This window comes from Streptomyces pristinaespiralis (assembly GCF_001278075.1).
GTDB classification, from domain to species: Bacteria; Actinomycetota; Actinomycetes; order Streptomycetales; family Streptomycetaceae; genus Streptomyces; species Streptomyces pristinaespiralis.
In genome coordinates this window covers 6,721,708-6,737,972 of sequence record NZ_CP011340.1, presented here as the reverse complement: position 1 = coordinate 6,737,972, position 16,265 = coordinate 6,721,708, and the positions used below count along the sequence as shown (strand labels likewise).

The 16,265-nt window shown below is 70.9% G+C and carries 12 protein-coding genes; 2 read left to right on the top strand and 10 right to left on the bottom strand.

Going from position 1 to position 16,265, the window contains the following annotated elements:
- Positions 1-14: 14 nt before the first annotated feature.
- Positions 15-1,100: a S1 family peptidase gene (locus SPRI_RS28790; RefSeq protein WP_005319327.1), complete on the bottom strand. Its 1,086-nt coding sequence runs from the start codon at positions 1,098-1,100 to the stop codon at positions 15-17.
- A 301-nt stretch (positions 1,101-1,401) separates the two neighbouring features.
- Between SPRI_RS28790 and SPRI_RS28785 the strand changes: the two genes are divergently transcribed.
- A complete protein-coding gene (locus tag SPRI_RS28785; RefSeq protein ID WP_234020438.1) occupies positions 1,402-2,268 on the top strand; it encodes an alpha/beta fold hydrolase in 867 nt (288 codons plus the stop codon).
- A gap of 101 nt (positions 2,269-2,369) precedes the next feature.
- Here the strand turns inward: SPRI_RS28785 and fxsT are convergent, their stop codons facing one another.
- From fxsT to fxsA, 5 genes are all read right to left on the bottom strand, one after another.
- A complete protein-coding gene (gene fxsT / locus SPRI_RS28780) occupies positions 2,370-6,311 on the bottom strand; it encodes an FxSxx-COOH system tetratricopeptide repeat protein (RefSeq protein WP_005319323.1) in 3,942 nt (1,313 codons plus the stop codon).
- Positions 6,295-7,629: a TIR-like protein FxsC gene (locus SPRI_RS28775; RefSeq protein WP_005319321.1), complete on the bottom strand. Its 1,335-nt coding sequence runs from the start codon at positions 7,627-7,629 to the stop codon at positions 6,295-6,297. Before SPRI_RS28775 ends, fxsT begins: the two co-directional genes overlap by 17 nt.
- Before the next feature lie 115 nt (positions 7,630-7,744).
- A complete protein-coding gene (locus tag SPRI_RS28770; protein ID WP_005319320.1) occupies positions 7,745-8,518 on the bottom strand; it encodes an AAC(3) family N-acetyltransferase in 774 nt (257 codons plus the stop codon).
- Positions 8,511-10,700, bottom strand: a complete 2,190-nt coding sequence (fxsBH, locus tag SPRI_RS28765; protein WP_005319318.1) for a radical SAM/SPASM protein FxsBH, inactivated beta-hydroxylase extension form — start codon at positions 10,698-10,700, stop codon at positions 8,511-8,513. The genes SPRI_RS28770 and fxsBH overlap by 8 nt, the downstream gene beginning before the upstream one ends.
- A gap of 41 nt (positions 10,701-10,741) precedes the next feature.
- Positions 10,742-10,906, bottom strand: coding sequence for an FxSxx-COOH cyclophane-containing RiPP peptide (gene fxsA, locus SPRI_RS36535; RefSeq protein ID WP_063805363.1), 165 nt, complete (start codon positions 10,904-10,906; stop codon positions 10,742-10,744).
- 249 nt (positions 10,907-11,155) lie between these two features.
- On the opposite strand from fxsA, the gene SPRI_RS28760 reads away from it, so the two are divergent.
- On the top strand, positions 11,156-12,064 hold the full coding sequence (locus SPRI_RS28760; protein WP_005319316.1) for a DUF4231 domain-containing protein: 909 nt from the start codon (positions 11,156-11,158) through the stop codon (positions 12,062-12,064).
- Between the two features lie 19 nt (positions 12,065-12,083).
- On the opposite strand, the gene SPRI_RS28755 is transcribed toward SPRI_RS28760, so the two are convergent.
- From SPRI_RS28755 to SPRI_RS28740, 4 genes are all read right to left on the bottom strand, one after another.
- Positions 12,084-12,563, bottom strand: a complete 480-nt coding sequence (locus tag SPRI_RS28755; RefSeq protein WP_005319314.1) for a hypothetical protein — start codon at positions 12,561-12,563, stop codon at positions 12,084-12,086.
- A 135-nt stretch (positions 12,564-12,698) separates the two neighbouring features.
- The gene (locus SPRI_RS28750) at positions 12,699-13,601 is read right to left on the bottom strand and encodes a S1 family peptidase (RefSeq protein ID WP_005319313.1); all 903 of its coding nucleotides are present in this window, start codon (positions 13,599-13,601) and stop codon (positions 12,699-12,701) included.
- 175 nt (positions 13,602-13,776) lie between these two features.
- Positions 13,777-14,625, bottom strand: coding sequence for a S1 family peptidase (locus SPRI_RS28745; RefSeq protein WP_037775091.1), 849 nt, complete (start codon positions 14,623-14,625; stop codon positions 13,777-13,779).
- 197 nt (positions 14,626-14,822) lie between these two features.
- Complete coding sequence (locus tag SPRI_RS28740) at positions 14,823-16,019, bottom strand: DUF5685 family protein (protein ID WP_182327600.1); 1,197 nt, start codon at positions 16,017-16,019, stop codon at positions 14,823-14,825.
- Positions 16,020-16,265 lie beyond the last annotated feature (246 nt).

Below are 16,265 nucleotides of genomic sequence, written 5' to 3'. Positions count from 1 at the left end.
AGAGGAGAGAGGCGTCAGCCGATTTCCGCGCCCAGGACGGAAAGCGCCTCCGTCACCGGCTGGAAGAACGTCTCGCCGCCCGAGCTGCAGTCGCCGCTGCCGCCCGACGTGAGGCCGATCGCCGCGTCGCCGGAGAAGAGTGAGCCGCCGCTGTCGCCCGGTTCCGCGCAGACGTTCGTCTGGATGAGGCCCTCGACGATGTCGCCGTTGCCGTAGTTAACGGTGGCGTCGAGGCCCGTCACCTCACCGTCGTGGACCTGGGTGGTGGAGCCGCTGCGGGTCACCTGCATGCCGACGGTCGCCTCGCCCGCCTGGGTGATGGCCTGGGATCCGCCGTCGTAGAGGTTCACCTCGCTCGGGTGTTCCGTGGCACCGCTGTACTTCACCAGCGCGAAGTCGTTGCCGGGGAACTGCGAGTCGACCATCGTGCCGACGGCCGGGCCGCCCGCCGAGTCGGACCACTCGCTGCCGGTCTGCCCGCAGTGTCCGGCGGTGATGAAGTGCGGCTCACCGTCCTTGACCACGTTGAAGCCGAGCGAGCAGCGGCCGCCGCCCGAGTGGATGGCGTCGCCGCCCGCGATGAAGGGCCGGAACTCGCCCGCGGTCTTCTTGAGCTCCGCCTTGGCGCCGAGGCCCTCGACGACCTTCTGCAGCTTGGCCCAGTCGGCGCCCTCGACCGTGCGGTCGGCGGTGACGACGACCTTGTTGGTCACCGGGTCGGTCGCCCACGAGGTGCCCGGGATGGTCGCCTTGTCCGTGAGGGTCTGCCGGGCGCTCTTCAGCTCGACGAGGGTGTTCTCGACGATCCTCGCCTTGCCGCCCGCCTCGCGCACCGTCTGCGCCGCGTCCTCGTTCAGCACGTTCACGATGAGCGCCTTGGCCTTGGCGTCGTAGTACGCGCCGGCCTCCTCGGCACCCAGGTCCGCCCTCAGCGTGGCGGCGAGGTTCCCGGCCGCCGGCGCCGTGAGCGCCTTCACGTCGAACTGCGCGGTGTGGTCACTGGCGTTCGCACTCTGGAAGGTGACGCCCGCGGCGACGACGGCGACGACCGCGCCGCCCGCTATTGCCGCTTTCCTCTTGGGTATGCGTCGGTGCTTCAACTTCGACCTCCTGTGGGGGCCGCGCCCGGAGCAAGTGGGGTGCCCGGACGCGGAGGATGAGTCGCCCACTATTCCGAGGCGTCGCAGTCGCACACAAGGTCGGCCACGGGACGGGCACACGACAACACAGGTGCGTTCACAGCCTCTTCACAGGAATCGGGAACAGGACCCCGAATGCCCCCGGCAGTCGGCCGCCTGATGGGTAATCACCGTTCGGAGGGGGAAGCTCATGGTGTCTGCACGGGCATGGACGGCACGGGGCATGCACGCACGGGGCATGTACGGCGAAGGGGGCGTTCGGGTGCGACGTCGGGTGCGCGCGGCGGACGGGCGGCATCTGATGGTGGAGCGCCTCGGCGATCCGCGCGGCAGACCGGTCTTCCTGCTGCACGGTACGCCGGGCAGCAGGCTCGGCCCCGCGCCGCGCGGCATGGTGCTCTATCAGCGCGGCACACAGCTGATCGCCTATGACCGCCCCGGGTACGGCGGTTCGGACCGGCTCGCGGGCCGCAGCGTCGCCGATGTGGCACAGGACGTACGGGCGATCGCCGACGACTTCGGCCTGGAGCGCTTCGCCGTCGTGGGCCGGTCCGGGGGCGCACCGCACGCGCTGGCGTGCGCGGCCCTGATGCCGGACCGGGTCACCCGGGCCGCCGCTCTGGTGACCCTCGCGCCCAGGGACGCGGACGGGCTGGACTGGTTCGAGGGCATGGCGGCGTCGAACGTCACCGAGTACACCAGCGCCTCCGACGATCCGGCCGGACTCGTGGAGCGGTTCACACTGCGCTCCGCCGAAATCAGGAAGGACCCGGTCCGCCTGCTGAACGACCTGCGCAGGGAGCTCACCGACTCCGACCGCATGGTGGTCTCCGACGCCGGCGTCAGGTCCATGCTGCTGCGCAACTACCAGGAGGCGCTGCGGACTTCGGCGTACGGGTGGATCGACGACGCATTGGCGTTCTGCAGCCCGTGGGGCTTCGACCCGGCGGACATCAAGAGCCCGGTGATGCTGTGGCACGGGGAGAAGGACGTCTTCTCCCCGGTGGGCCACTCACGCTGGCTCGCCCAACGCATCCCGGGCGCGACGGCCGTCCTGGAACCGGCCGCCGCTCACTTCGACGCCCTGCACGCGCTGCCGCGCATCCTCACCTGGCTGCTGGACGACTGACCGCGTCCACCGGCCGGCGAGCGGGCCGCCGCGCCGCCGGAGGACCGTACGGGCCGCGCCGCGCCTCCGGGCACGGCGCGGCCCGCACCGTCACACAGCCGTCAGACCGCCAGCGGCTCCAGGTCGCGGTAGACGCGGCGTTCGTCCTTGGCGATGCGGGTGAGCGCGTGCTCCTCGCCCAGCAGCCGCTGCAGCTCCTCGACCGTCTCCGTCCGCATCTGGGCCGCCTCGTCCTTGCGCCCCAGCAGTCCGAGCGTGACCGACATGTTGGAGGCGATGCCGAGCACCTCCGGGTGGTGCGCTCCGAGCACCTCGCGCAGCCGGTCCACGGTCCGCCGCTCGATCGCCAGCGCATCCTCGCAGAGGCCCAGGTCCGCGAGGGCGTTGGCGAGGTTGATCGTGCTGTAGAGGGCGTGCGGATGGTCCTCCCCCAGCACCTCCCGCATCGCCGCGACCACGTCCCGCAGCAGCCGTTCCGCGATCTCCGGAGTGCCGCAGCCCCACTCGTAGATCCCGAGGTTGTTGATCGCGGCCAGGGTGTACGGGTGCCGCTCACCGGGGACCTGCCGGTACTGGTCGACGACCTCCTGGGCGAGGTCCCGGGCGGCGACGGGCTCGCCGGCGGCGAACAGGTCCGCCGCCAGGTTGAGGTCGCAGGCCAGCGAGTCGGGGTTGGCCGAGGTGTACTTGGCGCGGTAGCGGTTGCGGGTCGCCGTCGTCAGCCGCCGCGCGTCCTCCAGCCGGCCCGCCCTGCGCAGCGACACCGCGAGGCTCTTGCCCGCGGCCAGCGTGCCGGGGAACGCCCGCCCGAGCTGCTCCTTGTAGACCTCGTAGGTGCGGCTGAGCACGGACACGGAGTCCTCGTACCGCCCGACCTCCCTGAGGTCGCGGGCGAGGTTCATCGCCGAGGAGAGCGTGTACGGGTGCTCCGGGCCGAGCACCTCCGTGCGCCGGTCGAAGACCTCCTGGTCGATCTCGCGGGCCCGCGCGTACTGCCCCACCATCCGCAGGTTCAGCGCCAGGTTGTTGGCGGCGGCGAGCGTGCGCGGGTGGGACTCGTGGAAGATCTGGCTGAACCCTTCGTGCGCCTCGGTCGCCAGCTCCATCGCCCTGCCGTACTCGCCGAGCGTGCCGAGGTCCATCGCCAGACCGCTGGTGGTCATGTACGTGTGCGGATGGGAGGCGCCGAGTACCACGCGCTGCCGCTCGAGCGTCACCTCGTCGAGGTCCTTGGCCTCCACGTAACGGCCCTGGGAACGCAGGATGTTGGAGAGGTGGAAGCGCAGGTACAGGTACTGGAGGTCGTCGTTGCCGAGCATCTCCTTCCACGCCTCGCGCAGATCGCTCGCGAGGGCGTGGGCGGTCTTCCAGTCGCCGCGCTTCCACAGGTAGCGCACCCGGTCGATCAGCAGCCTGCGGGTCTCCGGCTCCTTGCAGTACCTGGCCTCCGACGGGCCGAGGTGCGGCCAGATGGTGTTGAACCGCGGCCAGGTCTCCGGGTTGTCGATCGGTTCGTCGTCGTCGGGCCTGGCGCCCGCGAGGATGCGGTGGACGGCGTGGCGCGCGTCCATCTGCTCCTCCTCGCTCAGCTGCGCCCTGATGACGGCCTGCACCAGCCGGTGCACCTGGATCGAGTTGGAGACCTGGTCGACCTTGGCGAGGGCGAACCGGCCGATCTCCCGGATGACCCGGCCCAGCACCAGCTTCTCCTGGAGGGAGGCGTCGTACGGCTTGAGGGCGTCGATCATCTCCTTGCTGTAGAGGAGGTTCGCGGAGATCGGCTCGGGTGCGAAGAAGGCGCAGAGCTGCAGGAGGCGGACGGCCGCGGGAGAGCGCTCTTTCAGCCGCTCGATGGACACGTTCCAGGTCGCGGCGACCGGCTCCGGGTATCCGGCGGGCTGGTTGAGCGCCAGCACGCTGGCGGCCTGCTCGCGCAGCTGCTCCAGGTAGGAGGCGACCGGTGTGGCGGTCTCCGCTATCCAGGCCGCGGCCTGCTCGACGGCGAGGGGCAGGTCGCCCACGGCCGTGGCGACCTGGTCGGCGTCCTCGGCACTCAGCCCGCGGGCACGCCGCTGTATGTGCTCGATGGACTCCTCGCGCAGGAAGACGTCGACGGGCAGCGCGTCGCCGTACTGCGACCAGGTCTGGTTCCTGGAGGTGACGAGGACGTGCCCGGGGCCGCCGGCGGGGAAGAAGCGCTTGAGCTGCTCGGGGTCGTCGGCGTTGTCGAAGACCAGCAGCCACCGTGACGACGGCACTCCGCGCCGCAGCAGGTCGATGGCCTCCTGGGAAGCTGCGGCCATGTCCTCCCCGCCCTGCGCGCCGAGCCGGACGGCGAGTTCCGCGAGGCCGGCGACGACGTCGTCGGGCTGTTCGGAGGAGATCCACCAGACCAGGTCGTAGTCGGCCATGAACCGGTGCACGTACTCGAGGGCCACCTGGGTCTTGCCGACGCCGCCGAGGCCGTAGAGCGTCTGGGGCTGCGGCAGGACCGCGGCCACCGCCATGCCGCCGCCGAGCTGGTCACGCATCCGCTCCAGGACGACGGAGCGGCCGGTGAAGCCGGGGTTGCGGGGCGGCGCGTTCCAGATCTTGGGCACCGTTCCGGGGAACCTCGGTCCGGGCGACGACGGATCGGGAAGCTGCACGGGACGGTCGAGCGCCCGCAGCAGGGCGCCGGTCGCGTGCACCTCGTCGAGCCGGAACAGGTCGACCGGATTGCGGTCGATGTAGGGGGTGGTGAGACGGACGTCGCCGACCCGGATCGGGAGCAGGTGCCGTCGGCCGCCGCTCGGGTCCTCCGCGGCCGCGCGCTGGAAGACCTCCACGGCCCGGGCCGACTTGAGGTAGGCGCTGGACAGCAGCACGACCGTGCGTGCGGCGTTCTCCGCGGCGGCCGCGTCGACCTCCACGGGATCGTGTTCCGCCGACACGTCGCGCGGCACGACCCGGAAGCCGGCTCTGCTGAGCACGTACTCGACCCAGTCGGCCCACATGCGGTTCTCTGCGACGTAGCTGAGGAACAGGTCGGCGGGCAGTGCGGGGCGGCGGCGGGTGAAGGCGTCCCTGATGCGCAGCCGGACGTCCTCGTTGACCGGCGGCATCGCGGTGACCTGCTGGTCGGTGACGACGGCGGTGAGGCGTTCGAAGGCGGAGAGCAGCGAGCTGGTGAGCCCGGACTCGTCGCCGAAGGTCGCGAGCGTCTCCTCGTAGGCGTAGTAGGGCCGGTAGGGGATCTCCACCGCGCCCCAGTAGGCGGTCGCCTCCTCGCCGGTCAGGCCGGTGGGGAAGCGGTCGAACTTGAGGCGCGCGAGGGCACGTCCGGCGTCCGCCTTCTCCTTCTCCCCCTCGTCGATGCGCATGGGGACGGGGAAGATCCGGATGCCCCGGCCGCCGTACCGCTCGTCGATCTGCCGGGCGACCGCGGCGGCGCCGTCGATGGACTGGTCGCTGAGCGTGAAGCAGTCGACGAGGACGTCGGGCAGGTGGACGGTGCAGATGTCGGCGATGTCGCTGAGGCCGGTGCGGCTGTCGATGAGGACGTAGTCGTAGTTGGCCTTCATGTCGTCGCGCAGCGCGTCGAAGAAGTGCCCGCCGCCGAGCCGGTCGTAGAAGTTGTCCCAGTCGAAGGTCGACACGGTCGCGGAGTACTCGCGGTTCTGCTTGCCCGCGGAGACGAAGTCGAGCGTGCCGCCCTCGGGGAACTCCCAGCCGAGGCTCTCGGGGGTGAGGGAGACGGCGTGCGGCTGGATGCGCGCGTAGTCCAGGTGCCAGTCGACGCGGCGCGGCTCGGGGTTGGTCGCGGCCCAGGCGTACTCGGTGATCAGGTCGATGACGCCGGTGGTGGCACCGAGTGTGGAGGGGTCCAGGAACGGGTGGAAGAAGCGGTGCAGGCCGGGTGCTTCCAGGTCCCAGTCGACGGCCAGCACCCGCTTACCGTTCGCGGCGAGGATCCAGGCCACGTTGGCCATGGCCATCGTGCGTCCGGTACCTCCCTTGTACGAGTAGAAGGTGACGATGCGCCCGTCACGACTGGCTGTCATCCGTGTCCTCCGCATCAGGGGCGATGTCACGCATGTTCGGGACGTAGTGGGTGGTGCTGTACCCGGCCATCGGGCCGCGCAGCCGGGGCCGTTCGCTGTGACTGCCGCCGCCCGGCGGGGCCGGCGGGAAGACCTCCGCGTGGCGCAGGTACTCCTGGGCGGCCGCCTCCGCGACCTGTGGCAGCAGGTGCCCGAAGGCCTCCATGCTGTAGACGCCCTTGGCCGCCGCCTGGCAGGCCGCGCGGCCGTGGCTCATCTGGTGCGGCATGGTGCGCTCCAGTTTCTCGATCAGTTCGGCCTCCGCGCCGCGGCTGTCCGGGTCGTCGCGGTTCCAGGGGACGACGACGCTGACCCACGGGTGCGGATGCGCGTCGAAGGCGGCGAGTTTGCGCCGCCGTTCCTCGTTCTCGAGGGCCCAGCGGTCGATGAGCAGGATCTCGGGCCGGGTCGGCGGCTGGCCCGCCGCGGGCAGCGGCTCGTGGTCGAAGGAGGAGACGGTCGGCTGGTAGTTGAGGGAGCGCACCAGATCCTGTGCGACGTACGCCAACGGGCGGGCGGAGTCGGGGTGGTACGGGTTCCAGTCCTGCGACTGCTTGCCGTAGTAGTCGGCCGAGCGGCCGGGCGGCAGGTCGTGGCTCGTGGGGGCGGCGACGGTGACGTGCATGGGCCGCGGGCCGACGCTGGGTCTGCCGAACGCGCTGGGCGCCTGACGGAATTCGACGGGGCTGCCGGGGGCGAGCCGTATGGTGTCGGCGACGCTGACGATCCGTTTCGCCAGTTCGTAGACGGCCGCCTCGTACTCCTCCGCGAATATCCGGAGCTTGATCAGGCCGTAGAGGCCGTCGGTCACGTACCGGTCGCCGAAGGCGCGGTGGTTGAACTGCAGTCGCTCGGCGGGGCCGGGCAGTTGCTCGGGCGGCATCGGCACCCATAACGCCGGGACGATCGCCTCCGCCGGGCGGTTGCTCTTCGCGTGGTGGTAGATGGCCCGCTGGGCGAAGGCGTACCACTCCTTGCCGCACATCTCGCTGGCGAAGTAGCGGGGGGAGAAGAGCGGGACGAACACCCGGCAGCTGGCCAGCACTTCGCCCAGCCGCTCCGACCAGCCCTCCCCCGAACGTATCTCCCGGTCCATGAAGCCGGCGGGTGCGCCGGCCGGCAGATCGGTCATGGCCATCACATGGCCGCACAGGTCGCGGAAAAGCCGCTCGACCCACATGTCGGGGTCGGGGCCGCCGGCCCCGTACCGCGGTGTGTGCGCGTAGCTCAAGAAGAAGTACGGCCGATGGTCCGCCGCCCGCTGCGCTGAATCCGACACACGACCCCCGTCCTGCGTGAACACCCGGCCCGACACCCGCCTTCGATGAAGGACGCGAGCGACGTAATCATTCCGGAGCGAGTCACGCTCCATCCCCTTGCCGTTCGGTCAATCATCACCGCTTTTCGGTCATCCAACCCCTCGCGTGGTCGACCGCGTCCCTGAGAGAGAACAGCCTTGCGGTTCTTCCGCCGAGTTGTCCGCTTCGTTCCACTCCCCATGAGAAGGCGGCACCGATCGCCTCGAAATCACTGTCGTCCAGCACCACATCGGTGTACTCGGTCCATCCGGCGCCGCCGTCCGGCCGCCGCACCACACAACGGTAGGTGCGCAGCGGCGATCCGACGTGGTACTCGGCGAGATGGAACGCGGTGCATTTGGCGAAGCCCACATTGATCATCAGTACGTGCGCTCCGGCGCGGTGGAGGGCGCCGAGCGGTGAGCGCTCTCCGAGATGGCAGTCCAGCGGGTGCTCGGCGAGGAGTTCCGCGGCCCGCCGGCCGAGCGCCGCGAACGACGTCTGCGGGTGGGCGCTGCGCACCGCGCCGGGGGCGGTCCGTACGGATTCGGCCAGCCGGCCCATTCCCTGAGCGGGTGTGGTCGCCGGGTCGAAGGCCGGCATGTCCGCCCGGAAGGCTGCCGCCTGCTCGGGTGTCATGCCGCGCACCCGGGCGAGATACGCGGACGAGGTGTCCGAGTTCTCCGCCGTGAACGCCGGGACCACGAGGGTCCCCTCGGGACCGAGGGCCTCGAGCAGCGCGTCCCGCAGCCGGCGGGCGCCGAGCCCGGTGGCGTGCAGGGAGGCGTGGACGAGGAGGGTCATGCCGGGGCGCACGCCGAGGGCGCGCAGCGCCGGTAACGGTTCGCGGTCGCCTGACCGGTCAGTCACGGGCTGCCTCCGTGTGCAGGGCGGCGATGAGGCGCTTGCCGCTGACGGTCGGTTCCGGTGCGTCGCGCAGGGCCTTGAGGGCGAGGACGGCGTGGGCGGCGGCTGCCGGGTCGAGGGGCGCGAGCATGACGCGTTCGTACGCACCGGCCAGCAACCGCGAGGCGGGCAGCGGCTCGTCCTGCCAGGGGGCGGGGTGCAGCCAGGCGCCGTCCTCGGCCAGGAGGTCGGCCACTTCCCCGATCGCGCGCAGTTTGGCCCGGGAGAAGCCCCGCAGCAGTGCGGCCGCCAGTTCTTCGGGACTTCCGTCGAGGCTGATGCCCAGCGCGCCGTAGGCGTGTCGTCCGACCGAGGGACCGCCGCTCCGCAGCGGTGTCAGGGTGGTGAGGGAGGACGCGATCTCGGCCGCCTGCTCCGGCGCGGCGTCCCGCAACAGTGCCCATGCCCGGGAGAGCGCTTCCGTGTCCCCCGCGGCACCCACCGTTTCGTCGAAGCAGTCCCGGAACGGGTCGACGTCCTCCAGCACGAGCCCCGGCCAGCCTTGGAGTCCGGGCCGCCGCGGGGTCCGCCAGCCGGGCCCGGCCTCGCCGGGGCGTACGCGTAAGGTCGCGCCCCCCGGCACGGTCACGAGCACCTCGTCGGGCCCGCCGCCGACCTCGGCCTCGCACGGCCCGCCGTCGTCGGTCAGCCGGAGCTCGCCGAGGGTGGGCAGGACGAGCGTGCCGGTGGGGCAGCCCACCCGTACGGGGACGCCGAGCCGGCTCCGTACGGCCGCGGCGGCCACGTAGGCCTCCAGGCGCAGGGCGAGTTCGACCGCGTCGGGGCGCTGCTCGCGCAGGGCGTCGAGGCAGGTGTGGAGCCAGGTGCGGGTGTAGGGGTGGGCGTAGATCTCGTCGAGTCCGAGCGATGTCTCCTCGATCGCCGACGCGAGCTCCCAGGCGGCCGACCACCGCTCGCCGCCGCGGCCGCCGAGCTCCTCGTTGAGCCGGGCGAGGGTGTAGCGGGTCAGGTCCTGCTGGAGGATCTGCAGTGCCTCCGGGTCGCTGACGGCCGGGGAGGCGGAGGACGGCGCGGTGCGCTCCTCGATGCCGCGGACGAGCGCCTTGAGGTCGTTGCAGTACACGGAGGTGTTGTCGAAGCCCGAGCCGGTGGCGTAGCGGTGCGTGTAGAGGCCGCCGCCGCAGGAGCGGACGACCGGGCACTGACGGCACGTCCGGCTCACGCCGGCCAGGCCGAGTTGGCGTGCCCGGACGCCCGGGTGGGAGGCGACGTCGTCGAAGCGGTGCCGGAAGACGTCGAACCCGGTGGCGGCCGCGCCCTCGTAGGCGCTCTTCAGGGAGTCGACCTGTTCCAGGGTGCCGTCGGTCTCGACGACGACGAGGTCGGAGGGGGCGAGGCCGAGGGATTCGGTGAGGCTGGGGCCGCCAGCCAGGGTGGAGAACACCGAGTCGAAGAGCCGCACCGGCACGGGCCTGCCGCGGGCGTCCCAGCGGTCGAAGATCTCGAGGATCCACTCGGCGTATGCGGTGGGTGATCCGTCCGGCCTGGCCGGCGGGTCGTCCCAGGTGGCGTGGGGCAGCAGGAAGTCGATGCGGGGCGGTTCGAGCTCGGCGAGGGCGTCGTACACGGCGACCGGGTCGTTGGCGACGTCGATGGTGCACAGCAGGCCCAGGTAGAGGTGGCGGTAGCGCTCCTGGCGAAGGAGGTCCACGGCCCGCAGGACGAGCGGGTGGCTGGTGCGGCCGTCCGCGTAACGGCGGTGGCGGTCGTTGGCGCTGCGGTCCCCGTCGAGGGAGATGCCGACCCGGACGTCGAATTCGTCGAACAGGTCGAGAAAACGGTCGTTCAGCCGAATTCCGTTGGTGTGGATCCTCAAGTCGAGTGCGGCGACCGGTTCAAGTGCTGCGGTGAACTCCTCGCAGACGCGGCGCAGACGCTCGGGGCCTGCCAGCAGAGGCTCCCCTCCGTGCAGGATCACTGACACGGAGGGCAGGGCATGGCTCTTGGCATGCTCGGCCAGTCGCAGAGCTGTCCAGGAAATCGCTTCGTCAGAGATTGCCTTCGGGCGGGTACGCCAGCTCTGATCAGCGTGTTCATAGATGTAGCAATGGTCGCAGGCAAGATCGCACCTGCTGTGGACCTTCACGACGATCTGCTGGAAGGGGACCAAAGGGGGTCCTGTCATTCCACCAGTCTAGGGCCGGTCCGCGGCCCTGAGGAGCCGCTTCAGAGCGACGAGTTGAACGTGGTGGCGCGCAGACCGCGTGCTTCGGAAGCGGGAAGGACGCGGGCGAGCTTCTGCGCGGCATCGGCGCCGCGGACGTCGATCTGTGCCAGTGGAACGCGATTCTTCTTCGCAGCGGCGAAGGATGCGGAGGAGTGAAGGGTCATTGGGGGGCCGTCCTTGATGTTGTGTCCAGCTCAAGGCTGTGTCTGCGGGGATACCACGCACCGTTGCGATGCCGGCGGCACGACTTTACTCTCATGGCCACTCTCAGCAACTCAGCACGGGGATAAGCAACGAAAGAGTTGCACCACATTCTCGCAGGCCCGCAAGGAACAAGCGATTCCGCCTAATGAGTGAACACAAAACCGCAGACGGGGGTGTGTATGAGCGAGCTTTCCAGCCCTTTGCACAGCATGGTTTTCCGCAACGGCGATCTACCGGTTCTCTACCACCGCACGGACGCCATAGCCGTCGCCCGCCAGCGGGAGGCCGTCGCGGCCACCCGGTACCAGCTGCTCCTGCTGGTGGCCGGTGCCGCTCTGGCCTCGCTCCCCACCTCCCTGAAGGTGGGCGGATCGTTCCAAGTGGCGGCGTTCTTCAGCGTGTTGGCGTACGTGGGGGTACTGGTGCTCGGGTACCTCTCCACGAGGCGTCGAGCAAAGTCGCATTGGCAACTGAACCGCTCCGCGGCCGAGTTCATCAAGTCGATGTGCTGGCGGTACGCCGTGCACGGAGCGCCCTTCGACTCGCACGTCTCCGAGCGCGGCGCCGATGATCTGTTCTCCACCCGTCTGGAGGAAGGGTTACGGGAGTTGGTCAAGGTCGGCTGGGAGGACCCCCGTACGGCGGACGGGGAGACCGCGGCGGGCGACCTGATCACCACCCCGATGCGCCGCCTGCGGGCCAAGCCCTTCAGCGTCCGCAAGGAGACCTACGTCAGGGACCGGCTGATCGAGCAGCGCAACTGGTACCACCGGCGTACGGAGATGTCCCGCCGCGCCACCGCGCTCTGGTCCGCGTCGATCGCCATGCTCACCCTCTTCGCACTGTTCTTCGCCACACTGCGCACCTTCTCCGTGGCGGATTCCTTCCACGCCCCGGGCGTGCTGTCCGCGGCCGCCGCCGCGTGTCTGGCCTGGAGCGAGATCCGCCGCCATCAGCCCCTCATCGCGGCCCACTCGCTCGTGGAGGAGGACCTGGCGGCCATGCACACGGCCATGGAGACCACGGTCACGGACGCCCAGTGGCCCTCGGCGGTCTACGAGACCGAGCGCATCGTCTCCCCCCAGCACACGGACTGGCTGGTCAGACACCGCAGTTGACCGTGCGCGGGCGCGCGTGTCAGTCCCTCTTGAGGCCCTCGCACCAGATGACGGTCACGGGTTTGCCGAGGTCACGGGCGTACCGCACGATGTCGCCGGTACCGCCGTGCCCGCGGGCGGGCAGCCCGTCCCAGACCGCGAGGAGCCGGTCGCAGTGGTCGGCGATGTAGGCGCCGGCCGCGTAGTAGGCCTCGTCGGTCGAGTACGGGAAGGCCAGCCTGACCTCGCGGGTGGCAAGAGCCTTGAGCCGGCGGTACTGGGCCAGTTCCTCCGGGTCCGTGAAGCCCTGTTCGTAGTCGCCGCTGGGGATGACGGCGGTCAGTTCCGCGCCGCAGTCCAGGGCGATGTCCGCGAAGAGCTGGTCGGCGCCCACCGCGAGGCTCGACAGTGCCTCCATCGAGCCCTGATGGCCGCGGAGCACGGCCCGCAGCCCGGCGCGGATGTGCGCACGTGCCTCGGCCGGGATGCCGCGGTGGCCCGTCACTCCGATGCGTTTCACTGCGTCGCAACCCCCGTCACTGCGCTTCCCCGCACGTCCTGACATCCTCTCAAACCAGGACCATACGTCGAGCCCTCGTCCTGTCATACGGACGAGGGCTCGACGGTCGCAGGCTGCCGTGCCGGGGACGACGCGTCAGTAGACGCTGACTCCGTAACGGCTCAGTGCCTCGGTGACCGGCTGGAAGAACGTCGTGCCGCCGGTGCTGCAGTTGCCGCTGCCGCCCGAGGTCAGACCGATCGCCCGGCTGCCGGAGTAGAGCGGGCCGCCGCTGTCACCCGGTTCCGCGCACACGTTGGTGCGGATCATGCCGTAGACGATGTCGCCGCCGCCGTAGTTGACCGTGGCGTTGAGGCCCGTCACGGTGCCGCTGTGGGTGCCCGTGGTGGAGCCGCGGCGGGTGACGGACATGCCCACGGTGGCGTTGGCCGCGCTGGTGATGTCCGTGCCGCCGACGGTGCCGGGGTGGGACAGCGAGGTGTTCGAGTAGCGGACGATGCCGTAGTCGTTGCCCGGGAAGCTCGAACCGGTCGTCGGACCGATGCTCGTGGTGCGCGAGGAGTTGGTGTACCAGGTGCCCGCGCCGTCGGTGCAGTGACCGGCGGTGAGGAAGTAGTAGGTGCTGCCGCTGCGGACGTTGAAGCCCAGTGAGCAGCGCCAGCTCGACGCGTAGATCGCGTCGCCGCCGGAGATCAGCTTGGAGAAGGTGCCGGGGGTGCGTTCGATGCGCAGTGCGCCGGCGTTGGTCCCGGCCTCGCGCTTGATCTTCGCGATCTCGGCCCTGGAGACGGTGCTGTCGGCCGTGACGACGAGCGTGCCGGTGGCCTGGTCGACGTGCCAGGCGGTGCCGGGGACGTCCGCCTGGAGCACGGCGTCGCTCGCCGCGGTGAGCTGATGGGTGCTGAAGGTCTGTGTCTCTTCGGCGCTGGCGGTGGGGACGGCCAGGGCCGCGGCGGCTGTCAGGCCGGTGGCCACGGCGAGCAGCCTGGTGCGTCTGGCGGTGGTACGGGTGCGGGGGATGGTGCGCTTGATCCTCACTTGTCGTTCCTCCAGAGGGGAATCGGGGGCCCGCAGTGGGGGTTCCGGGCCCGTGAGGCGCGGCCTGAAGCCGGCGCTGTGGGGGAGTTTCAAGCCATACGGTCACACGCCGCAAGGGTGTGTTCTCGGCCGTACGGCCTCCCCGCCGCACACTGCGGCGGGGGGCACGGGGAGGTCAGTAGAGGCTGACCTTGTACTTGGCGAGGGCCTCCGTCACCGGCTGGTAGAACGTCGTGCCGCCGGTGCTGCAGTTGCCGCTGCCGCCCGAGGTGAGGCCGAGGGCCTTGGTGCCGTCGTAGAGCGCGCCGCCGGAGTCGCCCGGCTCGGCGCAGACATTCGTCTGGATCATGCCGCGGACGGTGCCGCCACCGGAGTAGTGGACGGTCACGTTCAGGGCGGTCACGGTGCCGCTGTGGGTACCGGTGGTGGAGCCGGAGCGCTTGACGGACTCGCCGACGTAGGCGTCGGCGGCGGTGAAGCCGCCGGTGTGGCTGAGCGAGGCGTTGTCGTAGCGGACGAGGGCGTAGTCGTTGCTCGGGAAGCTGGACCCGACGGTCGGTCCGATGAGCGTGGACTGGGCGGAATTGGCGTACCACGTCGGCGCCACGTCACCGCAGTGGCCGGCGGTGAGGAAGTAGTACGTGCTGCCGCTGCGCACGTTGAAGCCGAGCGAGCAGCGGTACCCGCTGCCGTAGATGGCGTCACCCGCGCCGAGGAGCGGCTTGAACACCCCGGGGGCGCGCTTGACCGTGATCGCGCCGGCGTCCGCGCCGGCGGCCGAGCGGATCCCGGTGATCTCGGCGTCGGAGACGGTGGAGTCCGCGGTGACGACGACCCTGCCGAGCGTCCGGTCGACGTACCATGCGGTGCCTTCCACCCCGGCCGCGAGGACGGCGGCGTCCGCGCGGGCGAGTTGGGCGGGGCCGGGCGAGGGGGTCGCCTGGGCGGTGGACGGCGCGACGGCGGCGGTGACCGCCAGGGCCGCGCCTGCGGCGAGCAGTGCTCTGGTGCGCTTGATCCTCACTGTGCTCCTCCTGGGAAGAGGGGAAGAGCCCGCGGTGGCGGGCCCGTGAGGCGCCGGCCAGGATGGCGTGTTCCTGACATGCACTGCCAGAGATAGTGGCTCCCGGGGACCGGACGCACAAGACCGCGGGACGGACGGATCACTTCCGCCGCACCGCCACCCGTCGCCGGCCCCGCCGGGCGCCGCATGACAAAGGGTCAGCAGTCGCAGCCGCAGTCCGGGCAGTCGCAGTCACGGCAGCAGCCCTCACGCTTCTTGCGTGACCAGGGCCCCTCGTACTCCTTGGCGCAGCACAGCCGGCAGGTGCAGCACAGGCCGACGAAGACGGCGCAGCCCGCCCAGAACCCCCGGCGCGGCGGGCGCCCCTGGTGCCCTCCGGGACCGGGAGGCATCCCGCCGGGACCGCCCGGCGCCCCCGCTCCGCCACCGTAGGGGTTGCCTCCGTAGGGATTCGAGCCGTACGGGCCCGGGGCGCCGCCCTGGTACGGATTCCCGGGCGAGGGCGGCCGGCCGTCGCCGTAGCCCTGGTGCGCGCACGTGACGGTGCCGAACGCCCGGTCGACGGAGGTGCGCAGCTCGTGCACAAGGAGGACGTGCACCAGCTTGTCGTCGACGAAGTGCGCGTCCCGCAGCGCCAGCCGGATCCCGTGGAGCGCGTCGTCGGCGAGCCGGCGCGCCTCGCCGAGCGAGGTGCCCGTGGCCGTGAGCGGGTTCCACGCACCCGACGCGGCGTCAGCTTCCTTGTCCTCCACGGCATCCAGCAGGTGCGCCAGCCGGCCGAAGAGCCGGCCGGCCTCGGCGAGCGGCTCCGCGTTCTCCGGGCGGCCGGCGAGTACGGCGGTGTGCGCGAAGGCGGCCGCCGTCGCGGTCTCCGTCGGCTCCGTGACGGTGAGGACCGGTGTGCCGGGCCCGGCCGCGGTCTCGAGCCCCGCCTGCCGGTCGACGGCCTCCAGCAGCACCGCCGTGTCGAAGCCGAGCGCGGAGCCCGAGCGCGCGCCGGCCCTGTCCCAGCCGCCGGCGACGCGGCGGGCGGCGGCGGCCACGGGCCCGCGGGCCAACACGCCGTCCCCGTCGGCGACGTGGTCACGGATCTTCGCGGAGGCGAGGACCAGGGAGACGGCCGCGGCCAGGCGGGCGCCTTCGCCGCGGGCGACGGGCGCGGTGCGCATGGCACGCAGCGGGCAGGGCCCCGCCGTGCGCCGTTGCGCCGGCGTGCGCTCCGACTGAGCCTCCGTCAGGACCGAGACGATCAGGCCGTCATAGTTGGTCACGATACGGGCGAACTGTCCGTGGTCGGCGCGAAGTGCCAGGCACAGCCCGCACAGATGGGCCATCCACTCGGTCTTCAGCCCGTCCGTGAGCCGGTGCGAGCATGGTCTGACGATTCCGAACACGACGGCCCCCCGCGAGTCGCTGAGATGTGCGGTGGGCATCGTATCGAGCCGCCCGTTCACCCGTACGTCCCCAAGGTCACCCGTCCGGCCCGACTTTTATATTTTCATCCCGTCATGGCCCCTGCAGCGGCCGGACCTTGACGAATCGCCACAACTTCTGCACCAGTACCGTCACGAATCCCCTGCGCGGCGACTATCCACTTGGCGCCCGATCCGCATCATGGACGACGATAGGGGATATGCGGA